Origin of the sequence: Marinobacter sp. AL4B (assembly GCF_019916045.1) — a bacterium.
In the GTDB taxonomy this organism is placed as follows: domain Bacteria; phylum Pseudomonadota; class Gammaproteobacteria; order Pseudomonadales; family Oleiphilaceae; genus Marinobacter.
The window spans coordinates 285379-302928 of record NZ_JAILWZ010000011.1 but is presented as its reverse complement, the minus strand read 5'-3'; the positions used below and the strand labels follow the sequence as shown (position 1 = coordinate 302928).

The window sequence follows — 17550 nt, the reverse complement described above, 5'->3', positions numbered from 1 at the left end:
GGGTTCTAAAAGAACCCCAGCGTCCAAACAACGCAATACAAGGAGACTGAAGGCCTGAGTTTCAGATCTCGTGTGAGGCGTTAATCTCACGATGGATACATCATAAGGCCGAGAGGGGCGTATAGGGATCGTCCTAAAGGCGTAGTAGGTCGCCTTAATTCCTGAAAAGTGTGACGCAAGTCACACTTTAGAGTGACTCGTCCAATAAACCGAGCTCTCGTGCTTTGGCTAGAGCTTCTGTTCTGCGGCCCACACCTAGCTTGCTGTACAGGTTGCGAATGTGTGCTTTCACAGTAGCGGGTGCCACAGCCATCTTCACGGCAATGTCCTTATTCGCCAAGCCTAGATTGATCAGCTGAAGAACTTCTTGCTCACGCAGGCTAAGTGGCTCTACAAGGGATGAGTTTGCAGTTGCCGTTTGTGCCTGTGGCTGACGCTGAGCTTGGGGGCTGGCCTGAGGGTGTTCAATGGAGCCGATTTGCTGATGCTCCAGCATGGCCAGCAGCTCTCGATTCCAGCGGCCCGGTGTTTTTAGCCGAGGCAAATCCATTAATGCTCGTTTCAGTGTGCTGGATTCCTCAGCGAACAACCGCAAAAAGCCCGCATCTTCTGCCTTATCTAGAGCACGTGCCAACATGGCAGAGGCCTCGTCTGTCCGGCCTTCATGCTGCAGGGCCTCGGCATATACCAGAAGGATTTCAACCAAGTGCCGGTTGTGGGCATTGCGCTCGGCAATAGGGATTAGCACCGAAAGCGTGTCTTGTGCTTCACGGTATTGCCCTCCGGATATGAGGGTTCGTGCCAGCGCAATCTGGTTCTGTTCCCGGTTCAGCGGGTTATTGGCCGGTTGTCGGATGGCTGGTTCAATACAGCGCATGGCTTTTGCTTGATCTCCCGCGGCCAGATAGCAGCGGGCTAGCAAGGAAGAGACGGCCGGTGGCTCGAAAACAATATGCTCACGGCGTTTTTTGCCTACAAACAAGGCGTCTTCCAGAGCCTCAATCGCTACTTCCAGATTTCCTCCACTAAAGGCCAAATGACCGCGCACGTATTGGATAACCACGTGTTGGCCCGGCTCGGTCCCGTTCTCGACATGTTCAAGCAGCGGCGATAGATAACTGGCCGCTAATTCGAGCTCGTTTCGTTCCCGGAATATTTCTGTCAGCGCCGAATTTTGCCAGCATGAAATGAGTTGCGGTTGGCTCGGGTCTGAGTAATGCTCATCCACCCAGCGGCGGATGCGGGTAGTGGTGTCAAGCGCAAGATCGGTATCGCCGCGATGGTACTGAATCCAGGACAACAGGCCGCCGGAGGATAGCACCGTGCTGGGTTTTCGCTCCACCTGTCCAAAACGGACTGCTGCCTCTAAAGCTTCCTGTGCGTCGTTAAGCTCGCCTTTACCAAAGTAATCCAGCCCTAATCCGTAATAGGTAACGGATTTCAGGGGAATCTGGTTGTGGTCGATATCTTCCAATGCCTGACGAGTGAGGTCCGATGCGTTTCGTTCGTCGTTTCGGCTGCGGGCCAGATACGAGCGTACCAAGGACAGCTCAGCGTGGATTGCCAGCGCGCCTTCAGCATCCGGGTGGGAATCGGCGACCTGCCGATCCAGTAAGTCTTCTACCTGGATCAGGACTGGCTCCAACCCATCAACACGATTCGCGAAGTACAACCCCCAGACTTTCAGCATCATTAGTTGAGGGCTTTCTTGCACCTGTTCGTCAGGCAAGTATCTGAGCCAATCCAGTACCGGTAAATGAAAGCCGCTGTGAATCAGGTTGTTACCGTGCTCTGCCAGCACCTGGGCTAATCGTTTAGTATCTTCACTGCTGACGATCTGGGCAATGGCCTCCTGTACGTGACCGTGATTGAGTAGCCAGTTTACGGTGCGCCGTTGCAGCGTGTTCGCCTTTTCACTATCGAGGATGCGCGCGCGCTGCAGTAATGCTTCGCGGAACAAATCGTGGTATCGGAACCACTCGTTACGATTGTCCAGAGGAATAATAAAAAGGTTCTGAGTGACTAAAGATTCAAGCATCTCGTCACTGTCTGTTCGCTCCAGAATCTCATTGCAGAGAGGCGCGCACAGCCGGGGGCAGCAGGCCGTATCCAACAAAAAACTTGTAACCTCATCGGGCAGTTGCTCGAGCACTTCCGTTAACACGTAATCGCTGATCAGCTTGCCTTCAGCCGCGACAGGCGTGCTAAGAGTGCTTTGACTTCGCGGTTCTTGTCTGGTTTTTCCGGATAAAGCGGATAACTGCATCGCAGCCACCCAGCCTTCCGTGCGCCGGCAAATCGCACGGATTTCCGGTTCGGTCAGATCCATCGCCATACTGTCGCGGAAAAACGAGAGACACTCGTCTTCAGAGAACGCGAGCAAGCTCGGGTAAATGTCTTGAACTTGTCTGCGGACACGCCAGCGGGCCAAGGGTAAAGGTGGTTCGGTACGAGAAGCTAGGGTGACCAGCATGCGGTGCGGCAGGTAATCAATAAACCATGCGAGTTGGCGATGAACGTCAGCATTAGAAATGACGTGGTAGTCATCCAGAATTAACGACCAAGGCGTGTCTTCGGTCGCTAATGTGTTAATTAGGCAAGTTATCGCAGCCGTCGGGTCTTCGCCGGACGCTTGAGAAAGCTGTTTTTTCGCGTCTTCTAATCCCATCAAGCCGGCGTGTTCAAAAGCACCAATCAGGTACTGCCAAAACTGCCCGGGTTTGTCGTCATGGGAATCTAACGAAAGCCAGGCTATGGGGGAGGTGGTGTGCGCGCACCACTGGCTGACAAGTGTCGATTTACCAAAGCCTGCTGGCGCAACAACTAGATTCAGCCTCTTGTTGCCAGAGGGTTCAAGAAGCGTGTTCAGACGCTCTCTTACAACCGCTCGACGATCGGGGGCTGGCCTTAGAAACTTGGTGTTTAACAGCATGGTTCAACGCAATCATAAATAGCTTCGATAAGCGATTGTGTGCTTTGTCACGCTCAAGTCAAGAGTAAAACAGATGCAACTCTCTGGTGGAGCTGTGAAAGCAGTTAATTAAGCTACACTAGTGATAGGCGTTCATGTATACCCAAAAAGAATGAAAATTATTTTTTTTATGCGTATTATTCGGTAAAAGGTCTTATCTGGGAGCGACGGATTTAATGAAATTACAACAGCTGCGTTATATCTGGGAAGTTGCACACCACGATTTGAATGTGTCGGCAACCGCCCAGAGCCTCTTTACCTCTCAGCCTGGGATTTCAAAGCAAATCCGTTTGCTGGAAGACGAGCTAGGGTTGGAAGTTTTTGCGCGAAGCGGAAAGCATTTAACGCGCATTACTCCGGGGGGTGAAATTATCATCCGAGAAGCCGGCGAGATTCTGCGGCGCGCGGAAGGTATTAAAAAAATTGCCCAAGAGTTCAGTAACCAGCGTAAGGGCGATCTGAGTATTGCCACCACTCATACGCAAGCCCGCTACGCACTGCCGCCGGTCATTCAGGGTTTTATTGAAGAGTATCCCGACGTGTCGTTACATATGCATCAGGGCACCCCGATGCAGATTTCGGAAATGGCAGCGAACGGCGCTGTCGATTTTGCCATCGCCACCGAAGGCATGGAGTTATTTAACGACCTGCTGATGATGCCGTGCTATCGCTGGAACCGGTGTGTGGTGGTGCCCAAAGACCATCCGTTGGCACAAGGGCAAGACCTGACTCTGGAAGAACTCGCGGCATACCAGTTGGTGACCTATGTCTTTGGCTTTACCGGGCGTTCCAAGCTGGACGAAGCATTCCAGTCTAAGGGGTTGTCACCAAAAGTTGTGTTCACGGCTGCCGATGCTGACGTGATTAAAACTTATGTAAGGCTTGGCTTGGGGGTAGGGATCATCGCCAGTATGGCCTACGATCCGAAAGTGGATACCGACCTGGTTGCGTTGGATGCTAGCAAATTGTTCCGCCCGTCCATCACGCGTCTTGGCTTTCGTAAAGGGACTTTCCTGCGCGGTTATATGTACGATTTCATGAACCGGTTTGCGCCACACCTGACCAAAGAAATGATCGATCGTGTGGTGGCACATCAGGGCAGCCGTACCGAAATTGCCGCACTGTTTGAAAACATCGAATTGCCTACGTATTAGCCGCGAGTAATAAAAAGCCCGCCTGTGGGAGCACCGGCGGGCTTTCTTCTGGGCTTGGATTATCCGGATTTACCAATCAGGTTGCCGGCGTGGAGCCCGCATTCCTTATGGGTGGCTTCTTCCCACCACCAACGGCCTTCGCGTTCGTGTTGGCCCGGCAATACGGGGCGGGTGCAGGGTTGACAACCAATACTGATGAAGCCTTTTTCGTGAAGTGCGTTGTAAGGGGCTTCCGACATCCGGATGTAGTCCCATACTTCTTTCGAGCTCCAGTTTGCCAATGGGTTGAACTTTACCAGTGACTTGTCGTCTGTTGAAAAGGCCCCGTCAATCTGTACCACGGGGACATCGTTGCGGGTCCCCGGGCTTTGGTCACGACGTTGGCCGGTGATCCAGGCGTCCACCGTGGCCAGTTTCTTGCGTAGCGGTGCCACTTTGCGAATACCGCAACACTCGGAATGGCCATCCTCGTAGAAACTGAACATGCCCTTTTTGCTGACAAGATTCTGAACGGCCTCGGCCTCCGGGAATAACACTTCGATCTCAATACCATAATGCTGCCGGACTTTCTCTATGAACTCGTAAGTCTCGGGGTGCAGGCGGCCAGTATCTAACGTGAATACTCTCAGATTATCCGTTAGCTTGTGGGCCATTTCGATGAGCACCACGTCTTCAGCACCGCTAAAAGAAATGGCGATGTTGTCGTAACGTGCCAAGGCGGCTTTTAGAATCGCTCGGGGGCTTTGGCCGTCAAGTTCCGTGCGGAGAGAGTCGATATCAGTCATGTTGCTCCAGCATTGGTAATACAGAATTTTCCAAGGCTACAACAAACACCACATAACCTGAAGGAATGACAATCTATATGTTTATGCATTGTCGGTAGGAGAGCTACCCCGATACCCGATGCATTTGCGCCTCTTTTTTCATATGATACCCGCACGAAAGATGAGCGCAGGTTGTGCTCTCTCAACAATCAATGAATCAGGAGACCGTCGTGGAACTCGCATGTCTTGACCTTGAGGGCGTATTGATCCCGGAAATCTGGATCGCATTTGCAGAAAAAACCGGTATTGAGGAGCTCAAGGCAACCACCCGGGATATTCCTGATTACGATGTGCTGATGAAACAGCGTCTGCGTATTCTAGACGAGCACGGTTATGGTTTGCCGGCCATTCAGGAAGTGATCGGAACGCTGGACCCGCTGCCGGGTGCCCGTGAGTTTCTGGATTGGTTGCGTGAGCGTTTCCAGGTGGTGATCTTGTCTGACACCTTCTACGAATTCGCCATGCCGTTGATGAAGAAACTGGGTTACCCAGCGTTGCTGTGTCATAAATTGGAAGTAGCCGAGAATGGCCAGATCACCAATTATTTGCTGCGTCAGCGTGACCCTAAGCGCCAGTCGGTCCGTGCTTTCCAATTGCTGAACTACCGCGTGATTGCAGCCGGTGATTCCTACAACGACACCACCATGCTGGGGCAGGCCGAGGCCGGTATTCTGTTCCATGCACCACAGAACGTGATTGAGGAATTCCCGCAGTTCCCAGCGGTGCAGACCTTTGAAGATCTCAAACAAGAGTTCCTGAAGGCCAGCGCCGTGCACAGCGCTTAATCGCTCAAGTGACTGACCTGTGCCGCCAGAAGGCGGTGCAGGTCAGAGTTTCAAATCCTCAAGGAACTTCATTAAGGGCTGAACTTTCGTCAACGTTTCCTGATACTCCGCTTCTGGCTCCGAATCCGCAACGATTCCACCGCCTCCCCAGCACCGAATGGTGCCATGCTCAAGCCCGTCTTCATCCGTATGCTCGTTCTCGCAGAGTAAGGTGCGAATAGCGATGTTGCTGTCGAGTTTTCCGTCTAACCCGTAATAAAATACCGAGCCACAATAGGGCCCACGCCAGTGAGGTTCTAATTCACGAATGATTTCCATCGCACGAATTTTAGGCGCACCGGTAATTGATCCGCCGGGGAAGGCATCGAATAATGCCTGCAACGGTGATACGCCGTCTTTCAGTTCCGCCCTGATGTGGCTGACCAAGTGGTGCACGTTTTCGTAGCTTTCCAACGTAAAAAGCTCGTCAACTTTTACTGAGCCGGGTTGGGCGTTCACGCTCAGATCGTTCCTTAGCAAGTCGACAATCATCAGATTTTCAGCACGATCTTTTTCGGATGCGAGTAGTTCCTGAGCCAGTGCTGCATCTTGTTCGGGGGTGGTTCCTCGGGGGCGGGTGCCTTTAATGGGACTGGTGGCCACTCGGTTCCCTCGGATATCCAAAAACCGTTCGGGCGATACGGATACGATCGTACGGTTCCGGTGCTTCAAAAAGGCGGCATAAGGTGTGGGATTCGCTTTGCTTAATGCGCTGAAACCCGTCCAAGGTACGCCTTGGTACTGACCTTCAAATGACTGCGACAGGTTCACCTGATAACAATCGCCAGCCTCAATATAATCTCGTACCTGCTGCACTTTGTTGCGGAACGAACTTGCGCTTTGAGTGGCCTTGAAGGTTCGCCTGATATCCCAGGAACCTCGGCGATTCGAACCGTCTTCATCTTTTAGCCAATTAGCCAATCTTTCTTGTTCGGTGTCGCAGAGCTTTGGGTGAACCCATAAGTAACAATTGCCGGATTCCAGGTCTTCACTGGCGAACCATAGATAGAGACCGGCAAAGAGTAATGGGAATTGTCCCTCGGGTTGCAGTTGATTCAGGCGTGGTTCCCGAGCGTAGCCAAACTCGTAAGCGATGTGGCCAACCCATCCCCCCGTGAACGGGCTAGTGTGTTCGGGCTCTTCCAAGTGAATTGTGGCGTAAGGCCCTTGAATGGCATCCATGCGATCAGCCACAACCCCGGTATCGATTCCTGCACCGTTTGTGGCGTTCAGCACGACCTGATCTGCAGCATTGCTTGAAAACCCTTGGGCAGAACCGCGCTCTCCAGCGTTGGCCGGGCTGCCCAGAAATACGAAATCATCTTGGCATGAGGCGTGGCTACAGAGTATTTCGTACTGTTTTCGGGATAGCGGCTGACAAAGAGGAAGAGCCAAGTTACCTCCGTTAAAAATTGGAAGAATGATACATGCTGCACATAATCTGCATTGTCCGCTAAGGCTGCGCGCTGATTTAATAAGCGACGTTGCTGTTCGGGCTGCGTGGCATTTTACCTGTTTTTACGTCCCCGAACCGAAAATCTGCATAACAATAATGGATGTATCACTATGTTCGGAATTAAAAAGCACGCACTTGTCGCAACCTTCAGTCTTTTTACGCTTGGGGCTTCGGTGTCATTAGCTCAAGGTCTCCCTGAACATGGGCCTTTGGCTGATGGCAAAATTTCAGAGGTAGAGTTGGCGGGCATTCTGGCAACGGCCCAGCAACAACTCATTCGATTATCTGATACGGCAACGGACGAATATCAAGGGGCGCTTCTGGATTCCGAGCCAAACGAGCCCGTGGCCTGGATGCTCATGAAAGATGGGGAGACGGTAAAGCGACTTAACCTCGACAGTCAGGTCGAAGGGATGCCTGCGGCTGCGAAAATTAGCGTGTATAGGGCTGCTTTCAAATCTGTGGCAAGAAAAGGAGAAATCAATGCTGCAGCAATTCTCTACACTGGGCGGCTAAGTGAGGAAAATGAGACCGAAGTGCTCGTGATAGAACATGAACACCGGCTCGGGGTCTCGGGAAATAAAGTGATTGGGTACGAGGTAGAGGGCGGGGATATTGCTTGGGCTGCACCCGTAACCCAAACAAAGCCTTTCCAGTGGTTTTATGACGCGAAGGAAGATGCTTCCTGACTAAAATGTGAACTCATCGTTGTTTGTTTCTGAATGTAATCGAAAGGTAGCGGTTTGTGAGTATGGTCACAGATTAAGAGTGTAAAACAATCTTAAATGAAGTCGTGGGGTATCCAACTCCACGCCATTAAAAAGCTCAGATAAAAACAAGATGAGTTTCATAAGGAGAATAAGATGAAAGGCCTGAAAAAAATTGCTCTGGTAACCGCTATCGCTGCCGCACCTTTTGCAGCGAATGCTGACCTGAAAGCTATGGATGACAGTATGATGGGCGACATCACCGGTCAGGCTGGTGTGACCATCGAGCTGGAAACCCAAGTAAGCATCGGATCCTTCGTGTATACGGATGAAGGTTCGTTTACTGTAAACGGCATTGAAATTGGTGGTTCTGGTTTGGCGGGCGGCGCTGGCACAAACCTGTTGGATGACTTGTATATTGATATTGACGTTGAAGCCGATGGTGATGCGTTCATCTCTGTACACTCAACCTCCGGCGCTCCGATCGACTGGGGTATGACCGCTAACTCTATGTCTTTGGTTGCCGCTGACGGAAGCCAAAGCACGACTCTTGTTTCCAACCTGTCTGGTCACGGTAATCTGGCTCAGCTCGATATCCGTGTTGACACAGCTACTGATCAGTTGCAGTTGGACGTAGCGTTTAACGTGGTAGATATGGATTTTGACGTCGAGTTTTTGGGCGTTGGTATCCGGGATATGGCTATCATGGGTGGAACCTTCTTCGAGCAGGCCGGCAACCCGCTTACTGACAACTTCGCTATTGCCGACGTAGATGTATACAAAGGTAACGGCTTGGGTGCTTCTACCGCGACTGACGTTCTACGTATCGATATCAACGACATCACCATGGACATGAACATCGGTGCGATCGAGATTGGCGGTACCTCTATTGGTTCGGTTGCCCTCGATAACCTGACCATCTCTAACTCCAAGCTGGCAGTATACGGTCACTAATCTGATCTGATCGCTTAACTGGTGAAGAAACGCTCCGCTCTGCGGGGCGTTTTTTATGCCTGAATTAAATGCATGAACGTAAAAACGGCAACCCGCGGATTGCCGTTTTTACGTGTAGAGCTGCATCTAAGTGATCAACGGTCTGGCACTGCAATCGATAAATCAAACCCGCCGCCTGGCCGAGGTGTTAAAGTAACCGGCCCCTCATTAATCCCCTGTGGTACCTGTATCTGATCTAACCCCGGTGGGTTGCCAATGCTGAAATTCAAATTTTTCCCGTCAAACCCAAGCCCAAGCTGATCGTTCATGAACGTCTGCGTGAACGGCTCGTCCGGAATCTCGGGCTGCTGACCGAAAACCAAAGGCAGCGTTCTTGGTGTAAAATCAGCCGGCGGTTGCGCGCTTGCGAGTTCGTCGATGGGGAGGAGCAGTGCTTTGCGCACAAATTCCTTTTCGGCATCGGACAACGCATCTCTTCGGCCATCGTCAATATACCGCTGCAACGCTTCCCGATAGGCTTCCTCTTCTGCTTCGGTGATCACCGGCTCACCTGGTGAAATGGTCAGGGCACGAATCACTTTTTGACGGTCAGTTTCGGATTTTTGCTGATTTCTGGGCACTACGATAACGGCGGAGTCTTTAACGTAGGTATCAACCATCTCATCAGAACTCATGGCTTGTACGCCGGCCCAAGCGGGGCTGGTCAAGGTAGTTGCAATGGTTGCTGCAAGAAGTGATGGGCGAGTCATAACTAGTGCCTCGTGCGTTACCGTGTCTGTTCAGAGCCGTCGCTGAGAATGCTATGTTCAGCCGATATGCTCCCTTTAACGGAGTATTCGGGTTGTCAGACACTTTTTCAATCAGAAAGTGCCTTAGGTGTGATCAGAACCCACAGTTAATCAGTATAGTTGTGTCTAAGGTGCCAAACTGTGGTTTGATGAGCGCCAAACCGGGTGAGAGTTAAAAGCATATAAGGCTTGGAGAGGATGTTGAGGCAAGGTTTATTACATCAATGGCGGGGTTGGGTTAATCGGCGCATTCCCCGTTCTGATAACCAGCTGTTAAACCAGAAGAATCTCTTCATTTTGCCCACCGGGGCAGGGGTTGTATTTGGCATCCTGCTGCTGATCATGCTGATTACTGGTATCAACTATCAAAACAGTCTCATTTACCTGATGACCTTCGTGCTGGGAACTGTGTTTATTGGTGCCATGCACCAAACCCACCGAAATCTGTCGGGCCTGTCTCTGTCGGTGACGCGGACCGGCGAAGGCACAGCCGGTGGTGATATTCCTTTTTATTTAAGGCTGACTGCCGGTAAGAATCAGGCCGTGGCGATCCAGGTGTCCGTGGAAGATTCGATGCTAGAGCAGCTTCATATCCTCGCAGGCGCAACTAAAGACGTAGTTTTGCCGGTTCCATCTGCCCATCGGGGGTATGTGCGCCCGGATCGGATCCGCATAGAAACCCGCTTTCCCTTTGGGTTGTTAAAAGCCTGGTCCTGGCTGCGACCTTCTTCGGCCGCTCTAGCGTATCCGCGCCCTTTGATCGCGCCGGAAGTGGGAAGTCAGGTTGACGACGGCGCTGAAACAACGGCCGCTAAGCCGGTGATCGGGCAGGATAATGCGGATTTGCGGCCGTTCCGGGAGGGAGATCTCAGTCAGCGTGTTATGTGGAAACGCTTTGCCCGTTCCGGCCAGATGGTGGTCGCAGATTGGCAAGGCGAACAGGGGAGCCCCCATTGGCTGGACTTTAATGCGTTTCCGGGCGCAGATACAGAGCTTCGTTTAAGTTATCTGGCTTGGCTTGTGGCGGACCGCGTTCAGCAAGGGGCCCAGTTCGGTCTCAATCTTCCGGGTGGAATCATTGAGCCGGATTCTGGCTCGGCTCATGGGGAGCGCTGCTTACGTGCACTCGCCGTTTGGGGCGAAATGCCGCCTAGGGATCAAGATTCTTTGTCGTATGGAACACGAAAATCCTTGAATACGGGTTACACGGGGGCATCGGAATGAGCTTGTTGAGCCGTTTCAGCCTGAGGCACGCTGTCGATGGCGATAGCACGATGCAGGCCATTCCTACAGGCGCCTTGCTTTGGTTGATTGGGGCCTTTGTCTTACTACTCGCTCCGCAGTGGGATCGATTACCTTTGTGGTTGGTGGCTGCCTGTGCTGTGTTGGCCGTGTGGCGTTGGTTAGCCCAGCAAGGAAGGTTCCGACTACCTGGTCGGTGGTTGAAAATCGGCGTTATGTTGGTGTTGGTCGCTGTGTATGTGGCTACGGTGCAAGGCCGGTTTACGGTTGATACCGCAGCCTCTTTTTTTGTGCTGGCGGTCGGTTTGAAATGGCTGGAAACCCGAACAGCCCGGGATTTTTATGTTTTGTTTTTTATCCTGATTTATCTCGCGGCTGTAAATTTTCTGTTTCAACAAAGCATTATTTGGGCGCTGATTACCTTTGCCGCCATAGGGTGTCTATTGGTAGGGCTTCAAATTTTGAATGCGCCGGCGTTGCCGGGTAACTTCCGCGCAGGCTGGAAACGGTTAGGGTTGTTGTTGCTTAAAACCCTGCCAATTGTGGTGTTGCTCTTCGTGTTTTTCCCGCGAATGGCGCCATTGTGGAGCGTGCCGTTGGTATCGGGGCAGGCGCGCAGTGGTATCTCGGATACCATGCGCCCCGGTGATATTTCCAATCTGGCTCAAAGCAGTGAGCGGGCTTTTCGGGTCACCTTCGGCGATGAAAATCCGGCTTACCGGGATCGTTATTGGCGAGGGCTGATCCTTGATTATCTGGACGGCGAAACCTGGCGCCAGCGAGATGAGGAGCCCTTCCGGCGGCTGGGGCGGGTCGCGACCGACGGCGGGGCTGGCCCACTGGCAGAGAATGAATACGATGTATTGATGGAGCCAACAGATCAGCGCTGGGCCTTTACCCTTGAGAACTCAGTAGCGGCTTCAAACAATGTTTTTGGGGCCGGCGAGGATTTGTTTCGGTTTGAGAGACCTGCCAACAGCCCGATACGTTACCGCATGGCCTTGGCTGAAGCACCGAGCGCGTCGATGTCGGAGCTAAACCCTGTTCAGCGAAACCGCTATCTGCAATTACCGCCCAGTGGCAACCCGAGAACCCGTGCGCTTGCTGAAACCATGGCCGCTGACCTGAAGCCTGAACAGTTGGTGGATACACTCATGGGCAGGTTCCGTGAACAGGCGTATTACTACACTCTTCGCCCGCCCGCCATGCCGGACGATGGGGTAGACGCTTTGCTGTTTGATAATAAGCGTGGTTTTTGTGCTCATTACGCAGGGGCTTCGACCTTCTTGTTTCGAGCGGCGGGCATTCCGGCCAGGGTCGTTGTTGGTTATCAGGGCGGTGACCCGGGTGTGGGAGGAGAATATCTGATCGTGCGCCAATACGACGCACACGCTTGGGTAGAAGTGTGGTTAGAGGGCCGTGGCTGGGTGAGAGTGGATCCCACAGCGGCCATTGCCCCGAGCCGAATAGAATCCGGGCTGAGAGATGCAGTAGAGGAAGAAGGCTCGTTTCTTGAAAATGATGTCACATCGCTGCAGCGCTATCAGGATTTCGCGGCACTCCAGTGGGTCGGGCTTCAGCTAGACCGGATTAACTACCAGTGGCAACGCTGGGTCGTAGGTTATCAAGGCCAGAGCCAGTTAGATCTTATGTCCCGTTTACCGGGAGGAATGGGGTTGAAGGAGCTGGGGTATATCACGGCTGGCATTGTCGGTTTGGCGCTATTGATTGCGGGTGTTGTTTCGGGGCTCAGTCTGAAGTCTGGCGAGCGGCGTGATGGGTTTGGCAGAGCCTTGGATAACTGGCGGCGTATCTGTCAACAAGCCGGGGTTCCGGTGCGCAGTGGCGAAACCCCGATGGTGCAAGCCGAACGTTTGGCCCTTGTGCGCCCCGCCGTGGCGGAATCTGCAAGGACTTTTGCCCGTGCGGTAAACAGCCATTACTATAGGCAGGAGCCGCTATCGCAACGCGATGAAGATCTGCATCGGCTCAAGCGATTATTAAAAGCCATCAAGCGTCAACTTCGACATGATGGTCAACGACGTTCCACAGGCCCGGATCAATGACGGACATAGCACAGGAAATGCCTTGGCTCGCCAACCACTGGCAAAGCATCCAGCAGCGTTTGACTCAAAGGCGCCTGCCTCATGCGTTGTTGGTTGGTGGTGAACGAGGTGTCGGTAAGCAAGCCTGGGCGCAAGCCGTGGGAGCGCTCCTTCTATGTGAAACACCGAGCGGGATGGCGAATGGTTTGCCGTTGGCGTGCGGGCGTTGCAAACAGTGTGAGCTGGTAGCAGCAGGAACTCATCCCGATTTGCGAGTCTACGCCCCTGAAAAATCAAGGATGATCAAAGTTGATCAGATCCGGTCTTTGACCTCTTTTGCGGTGTCTTCGTCTCAAGTGGCCCAGCATAAGGTCGCCATCATTGACCGGGCGGACCAGCTTAATATTAATGCTGCTAACGCGTTGCTCAAAACCTTGGAAGAGCCCCAGCCGGATGTAACCTTACTGTTATTGCAGGAGAGCGGCCGACCGATATTGCCTACGATTCGGTCGCGCTGTCAGGCGCTCGTGTTGCCGCTTCCCACCGCCGAGCAGGCGAGCCAATGGATGGCTACGAAGGTGGCGAGCCTAGACGAGGAAAGCCGTCCATCGGATCGGGATCTTGCGCGAAGTTTGTTGCTTTCCGGCAATGCGCCTCGATTAGCACTTGAATACGCCACTGGCGAGTTTCTGTCGCTTCGGGATGCCGCTTTCGGCGCCTTTCGCCAGTTCATGAAGGGACAGGTTGGGGTAGGTGAAGCGGCCAAGAAATTCAAAACATTGGGTGTTGATGATGCGCTTGGGCTGTTTGAGAGCTGGGCAGCAGATCTGGCGCGCTGCTGTGCCGGTGGAGAAGTGTCTGACCCCGAAACCGCGGACATGTTTGGCTACCTTGCCCGAAGCAATCCGGCTTGGCGTGCCCATGAGTTGTTGGATAAAGTAAAAGAAAGCCGGAGTGCAGCGGTTTATAACGCCAGTCCCGAACTGGAAGCCAGTCAACTACTGATCGCCTGGCGATCGTTGATGCCGATGCGGCGTAAGGCAAGTTGAGCTTTGTTTAAGTTCAGCTGCTATGATTGTGAATTATCGGGAAATTCTTGGCGAAAAATAGCATAAAATAACGTCACGAAACTTTTAGCATTCAAAGGTGTTTGATATGGGCCCCGGATTCGGAGCACGCAGCGGTATACTGACCCTGACCATTAAAGATAAGGCGGTACTTTACGCTGCCTACATGCCGTACATCCGACAAGGCGGGTTGTTCATACCCACCCAAAAACAATACCAGCTGGGGGACGAAGTCTTCCTGTTGCTCAATCTGATGGACGAGCCAGAGAAAATTCCAGTGGCCGGTAAAGTGGTGTGGATTACGCCAAAAGGCGCTCAGGGTAATCGGGCTGCGGGTATTGGTGTTCAATTTAACGGTGATGATGAAACCGCGCGAACCAAAATTGAGTCATACCTTGCTGGCTCTTTGAGCTCGGATCGCCCCACGCACACGATGTAGGATTTTCTAAATGAATGATGCCGTGTTAGCTGGCAGCAGGCTCGCGAATCCGGCCGGTTGCCGAGAAGCGCACTGGCCCTTGCAAAATATCGAATTGGCGGGTCTTACCTGGCCGACTAAAAGCCCTTCAAAAACTCACCCTCCAGTTCTTATGGTGCATGGCTGGCTGGACAATGCAATGACCTTTGCCCGTTTGGCTCCTGATATAGCGGAGTTGGCGGATGTTCATGGCATTGATATGGCCGGGCATGGCCATTCCCATCATCGTCCGCCTGGATACGGTTACTGGTTGACGGACTATGTTGCCGACCTTTGTGAGCTGGTAGATGTTCATTTTTCCAAGGGTGGTGAGCAACCGCTGGATCTAATAGGCCACTCATTAGGCGGCATCGTGTGTGCGCTTTACGCTGCCGCTTTTCCAGAGCGAGTAAGGCGATTGGTCATGATAGACAGTATCGGGGCATTAAGCCGTCCGGCCAAAGAAACCGTTCCGCAACTACGTCGAGCGTTGCAGAAAAAACGAAGCGGTTCCGCGCCTCCGGCGGTCTATTCCTCGATTGAAGCTGCCGCAAAGATTCGGGAAGGTGGTCTTAGCCCGTTAAGCTCGGAAGCGGCAGGCACGTTGGTGCCGCGCAACATGCGAGAGCATTCAGACGGATTTGTTTGGAGGACGGATGCGCGTTTGAGGCATCCAACCGCCCTTATGATGACTGAGGAGCAGGTGCAGGCATCGTTGTCAGAGCTGGCGGTATCGGTTTTGTTCATTCGAGCGCAGGAAGGGTTGCTAGCCGGCCGAAAAGAATTGGATAAGCGGATTGAATTAATTCCCGATTTAACCATTGCCGAAGTGCCAGGCGGGCATCATTGTCACCTTGATGGTGATACTGCGCCGGTCGTTTCTGCTATAAAAAGGTTCCTTTTTGATGCGTGAATCTGTGCGATTTCTTTATTTGCGAAGCCTGATCGCTGTTGTTCTGCTCGGGCTTTCGTGGGCCTCTGCTGCCGATTCCTTTCGGGAAGCCCCAGAAGCCTTCTCTCAGTCCAGGCTTCAGCTAACAACGACCATTGATTCTTCGGGCCACTTGGTGCTGTTTAGTCCGATCCGGGAAGTGCGTAATGAAATTCGCTCCAAAGTACTGGCACGTCTGCCCGTGCGCGGGGAAGGGTTGTTGTACGAAGTTAACCGTGATGCCAGTCGTCAAGACGCGCGAAATCACTATTTAAAACGTTTGCAGGCGCGCGGGGCTCAGTTGCTTTTCGAATGTTCTGGCATTAACTGCGGCCGAAGCAACGTCTGGGCGAATCAGGTTTTTGAGAAGCCCAAATTACTCGGTCGGGATGCCGAGCAAGACTACTTCGTGGTTGCTGTCCTGGATGAGCAGGGGCGGCAGTGGCTGACCTCAGTGTATACCGTCACTCGCGGTAATTTACGGGAATATGTTTGGATCGAGCATCTGAATGTTACGGATGGCGCTGTCATACCAGGGTTTGAAGCCGGGAATGGTCGCGTTCAAGGGCCGGTCGTTGTGCCTTGGCAGGGGGGCGTTACATACCGATTCGAGTTCACGGCCGGCGATAGGCGGCAGTTGTTGGCCTGGAGCGAAGAAGCGGAAGCGGAAGTGGTTTTGGTGACTTTTTCCGAGCTCGCCAACGATGAAAGCTTCGAGGCCTCTATTGAGCGTTCCAAGCAGGCCGGCGATTCCTTTGCGGAGTTGCTGAGTAAAATTGGGGTTTCCCGTACCCAGATAAGAATTTTACCGGTAGGCCCTGCCGTTCAGCCGATTGCTCCGGACCGTTCAGGTAATCGAATAGAAGCCGTCGTTATCAAGAGGCCCTAGCTATGGCAGAAAAGGATAATCCGGTATCGAATAGCGGTTCTGATGGTAACCGGCCGGCACAAGACGCGGTGAGCGCCATTGTTGAAAGCTCGGATGTTTCACCTCCATCCGCTGGCAGCCGACAGACGGGGAACGGAAAAACGGTTGCGTTGACGCTTGGCAGTGGTGGTGCGCGAGGTTATGCCCATATCGGCGCGATTGAGGTGCTGCATGAACGCGGTTATAAGATCATTGCAATATCCGGTTGTTCAATGGGTGCGCTGGTAGGCGGAATGTACGCCGCTGGCAAGCTGCAGGAATATAAAGACTGGGTAACCGGGCTGGGGCAGTTTGATGTGCTCAAACTGCTTGATGTGACGTTTACTTCGATCGGAGCAATTCGGGGCGAGAAAGTCTTTTCGGTGGTGCGAGACATATTGGGTGACACCCGTATCGAAGACTTACCTATGTCTTATACGGCCGTTGCAACCGATCTGCTCGCCCATAAAGAAATCTGGTTTCAGGAAGGTCCATTGGACCAGGCGATTCGCGCCTCTATAGCGATCCCGAGCGTTGTAACACCTTTGGTGCTCAATGGTCGGGTATTGGTGGATGGAGCATTGCTTAATCCGCTTCCCATTATTCCGACCATTTCTGCCCATGCAGATCTTGTGATGGCCGTTAACCTGAGTGGTGAAGACGACAAGCATCGGCGCATACCGGATGCGGCGTTTTCATCAGAGGGTGATGACGGAAGCGATATTGAAGAATGGGTTGGGGCGATGCGAGACAAAGCCTCCCGTTGGTTTGACTGGGATGCGATAAAGTCACTTACCACTCGACACCCGAGCGGAGACGAATCACCGGAAGATAAAATCAGCCGGGAGATTGCGAAGAAAACTGCTCAAGAGAACCGAAAGATTGAGCTGAAAGCTAAAGAAGAAGAGCGCATTCAAAGTAAGGCTAAGCAGAAAGAGGATCACCCCACGATCGATTGGGACAAACTTGGCATTGGTAAGTTTGATGTCATGAACCTGACCATCGAAACCATGCAAAGCGCCTTGGTTCAGTACAAAATCGCGGGTTACCCGCCTGATCTGCTAGTGAATATCCCTAAGAACGCGAGCCGAAGTTACGACTACCATAAAGCTCCGGAATTGATTCGGTTGGGGCGTGAACGAATGACAGCCGCACTGGATCGATTTGAAGAGAGCCGCAGTAGCTCGGGTCCTCTGGCACTTTAAGCGCTGCAAATGCTGCAG

The 17550-nt window shown here is 52.7% G+C and carries 15 protein-coding genes; 11 read left to right on the top strand and 4 right to left on the bottom strand.

The genetic code is table 11. The features are described from left to right. Positions 1-187: 187 nt before the first annotated feature. A complete protein-coding gene (locus K5L82_RS05560; protein WP_223133474.1) occupies positions 188-2932 on the bottom strand; it encodes a LuxR C-terminal-related transcriptional regulator in 2745 nt (914 codons plus the stop codon). A gap of 215 nt (positions 2933-3147) precedes the next feature. On the opposite strand from K5L82_RS05560, the gene cysB reads away from it, so the two are divergent. Beyond that, the gene (gene cysB, locus K5L82_RS05555; RefSeq protein ID WP_133005662.1) at positions 3148-4125 is read left to right on the top strand and encodes an HTH-type transcriptional regulator CysB; all 978 of its coding nucleotides are present in this window, start codon (positions 3148-3150) and stop codon (positions 4123-4125) included. A 59-nt stretch (positions 4126-4184) separates the two neighbouring features. Here cysB and K5L82_RS05550 read toward each other — a convergent pair whose 3' ends face one another. Further along, complete coding sequence (locus K5L82_RS05550; RefSeq protein WP_223133473.1) at positions 4185-4910, bottom strand: phosphoadenylyl-sulfate reductase; 726 nt, start codon at positions 4908-4910, stop codon at positions 4185-4187. 209 nt (positions 4911-5119) lie between these two features. Between K5L82_RS05550 and thrH the strand changes: the two genes are divergently transcribed. After that, positions 5120-5734: a bifunctional phosphoserine phosphatase/homoserine phosphotransferase ThrH gene (gene thrH / locus K5L82_RS05545; protein WP_223133472.1), complete on the top strand. Its 615-nt coding sequence runs from the start codon at positions 5120-5122 to the stop codon at positions 5732-5734. A 42-nt stretch (positions 5735-5776) separates the two neighbouring features. Here the strand turns inward: thrH and pabB are convergent, their stop codons facing one another. Further along, complete coding sequence (pabB, locus tag K5L82_RS05540) at positions 5777-7168, bottom strand: aminodeoxychorismate synthase component I (protein WP_165950595.1); 1392 nt, start codon at positions 7166-7168, stop codon at positions 5777-5779. 171 nt (positions 7169-7339) lie between these two features. Between pabB and K5L82_RS05535 the strand changes: the two genes are divergently transcribed. Both K5L82_RS05535 and K5L82_RS05530 read left to right on the top strand, forming a co-directional pair. Further along, entirely contained in the window at positions 7340-7918 is a 579-nt protein-coding gene (locus tag K5L82_RS05535; RefSeq protein WP_133005659.1) for a hypothetical protein, read from the top strand. Between the two features lie 174 nt (positions 7919-8092). Continuing rightward, positions 8093-8890, top strand: a complete 798-nt coding sequence (locus K5L82_RS05530) for a DUF6160 family protein (protein ID WP_223133471.1) — start codon at positions 8093-8095, stop codon at positions 8888-8890. Positions 8891-9024: 134 nt separating this feature from the next. Here K5L82_RS05530 and K5L82_RS05525 read toward each other — a convergent pair whose 3' ends face one another. Further along, entirely contained in the window at positions 9025-9639 is a 615-nt protein-coding gene (locus K5L82_RS05525) for a hypothetical protein (RefSeq protein ID WP_133005657.1), read from the bottom strand. Positions 9640-9876: 237 nt separating this feature from the next. Here K5L82_RS05525 and K5L82_RS05520 point away from each other — a divergent pair, with 237 nt between their 5' ends. The 7 genes from K5L82_RS05520 to K5L82_RS05490 all read left to right on the top strand — a co-directional run bounded on the left by K5L82_RS05520 (position 9877) and on the right by K5L82_RS05490 (position 17532). Beyond that, complete coding sequence (locus tag K5L82_RS05520) at positions 9877-10902, top strand: DUF58 domain-containing protein (RefSeq protein WP_133005656.1); 1026 nt, start codon at positions 9877-9879, stop codon at positions 10900-10902. After that, a complete protein-coding gene (locus K5L82_RS05515) occupies positions 10899-12986 on the top strand; it encodes a DUF3488 and DUF4129 domain-containing transglutaminase family protein (RefSeq protein WP_262492525.1) in 2088 nt (695 codons plus the stop codon). Before K5L82_RS05520 ends, K5L82_RS05515 begins: the two co-directional genes overlap by 4 nt. Continuing rightward, complete coding sequence (gene holB, locus K5L82_RS05510) at positions 12983-14014, top strand: DNA polymerase III subunit delta' (protein ID WP_223133470.1); 1032 nt, start codon at positions 12983-12985, stop codon at positions 14012-14014. The genes K5L82_RS05515 and holB overlap by 4 nt, the downstream gene beginning before the upstream one ends. A 106-nt stretch (positions 14015-14120) precedes the next feature. Then, positions 14121-14471 carry a PilZ domain-containing protein gene (locus tag K5L82_RS05505; RefSeq protein ID WP_114333655.1) on the top strand — a complete coding sequence of 117 codons (351 nt, stop codon included), beginning with the start codon at positions 14121-14123 and terminating at the stop codon, positions 14469-14471. Between the two features lie 10 nt (positions 14472-14481). Continuing rightward, the gene (locus K5L82_RS05500) at positions 14482-15402 is read left to right on the top strand and encodes an alpha/beta fold hydrolase (RefSeq protein WP_223133469.1); all 921 of its coding nucleotides are present in this window, start codon (positions 14482-14484) and stop codon (positions 15400-15402) included. After that, the gene (locus K5L82_RS05495) at positions 15395-16309 is read left to right on the top strand and encodes a DUF4892 domain-containing protein (protein ID WP_223133468.1); all 915 of its coding nucleotides are present in this window, start codon (positions 15395-15397) and stop codon (positions 16307-16309) included. Before K5L82_RS05500 ends, K5L82_RS05495 begins: the two co-directional genes overlap by 8 nt. 2 nt (positions 16310-16311) lie before the next feature. Then, entirely contained in the window at positions 16312-17532 is a 1221-nt protein-coding gene (locus K5L82_RS05490; RefSeq protein ID WP_133005652.1) for a patatin-like phospholipase family protein, read from the top strand. Positions 17533-17550 lie beyond the last annotated feature (18 nt).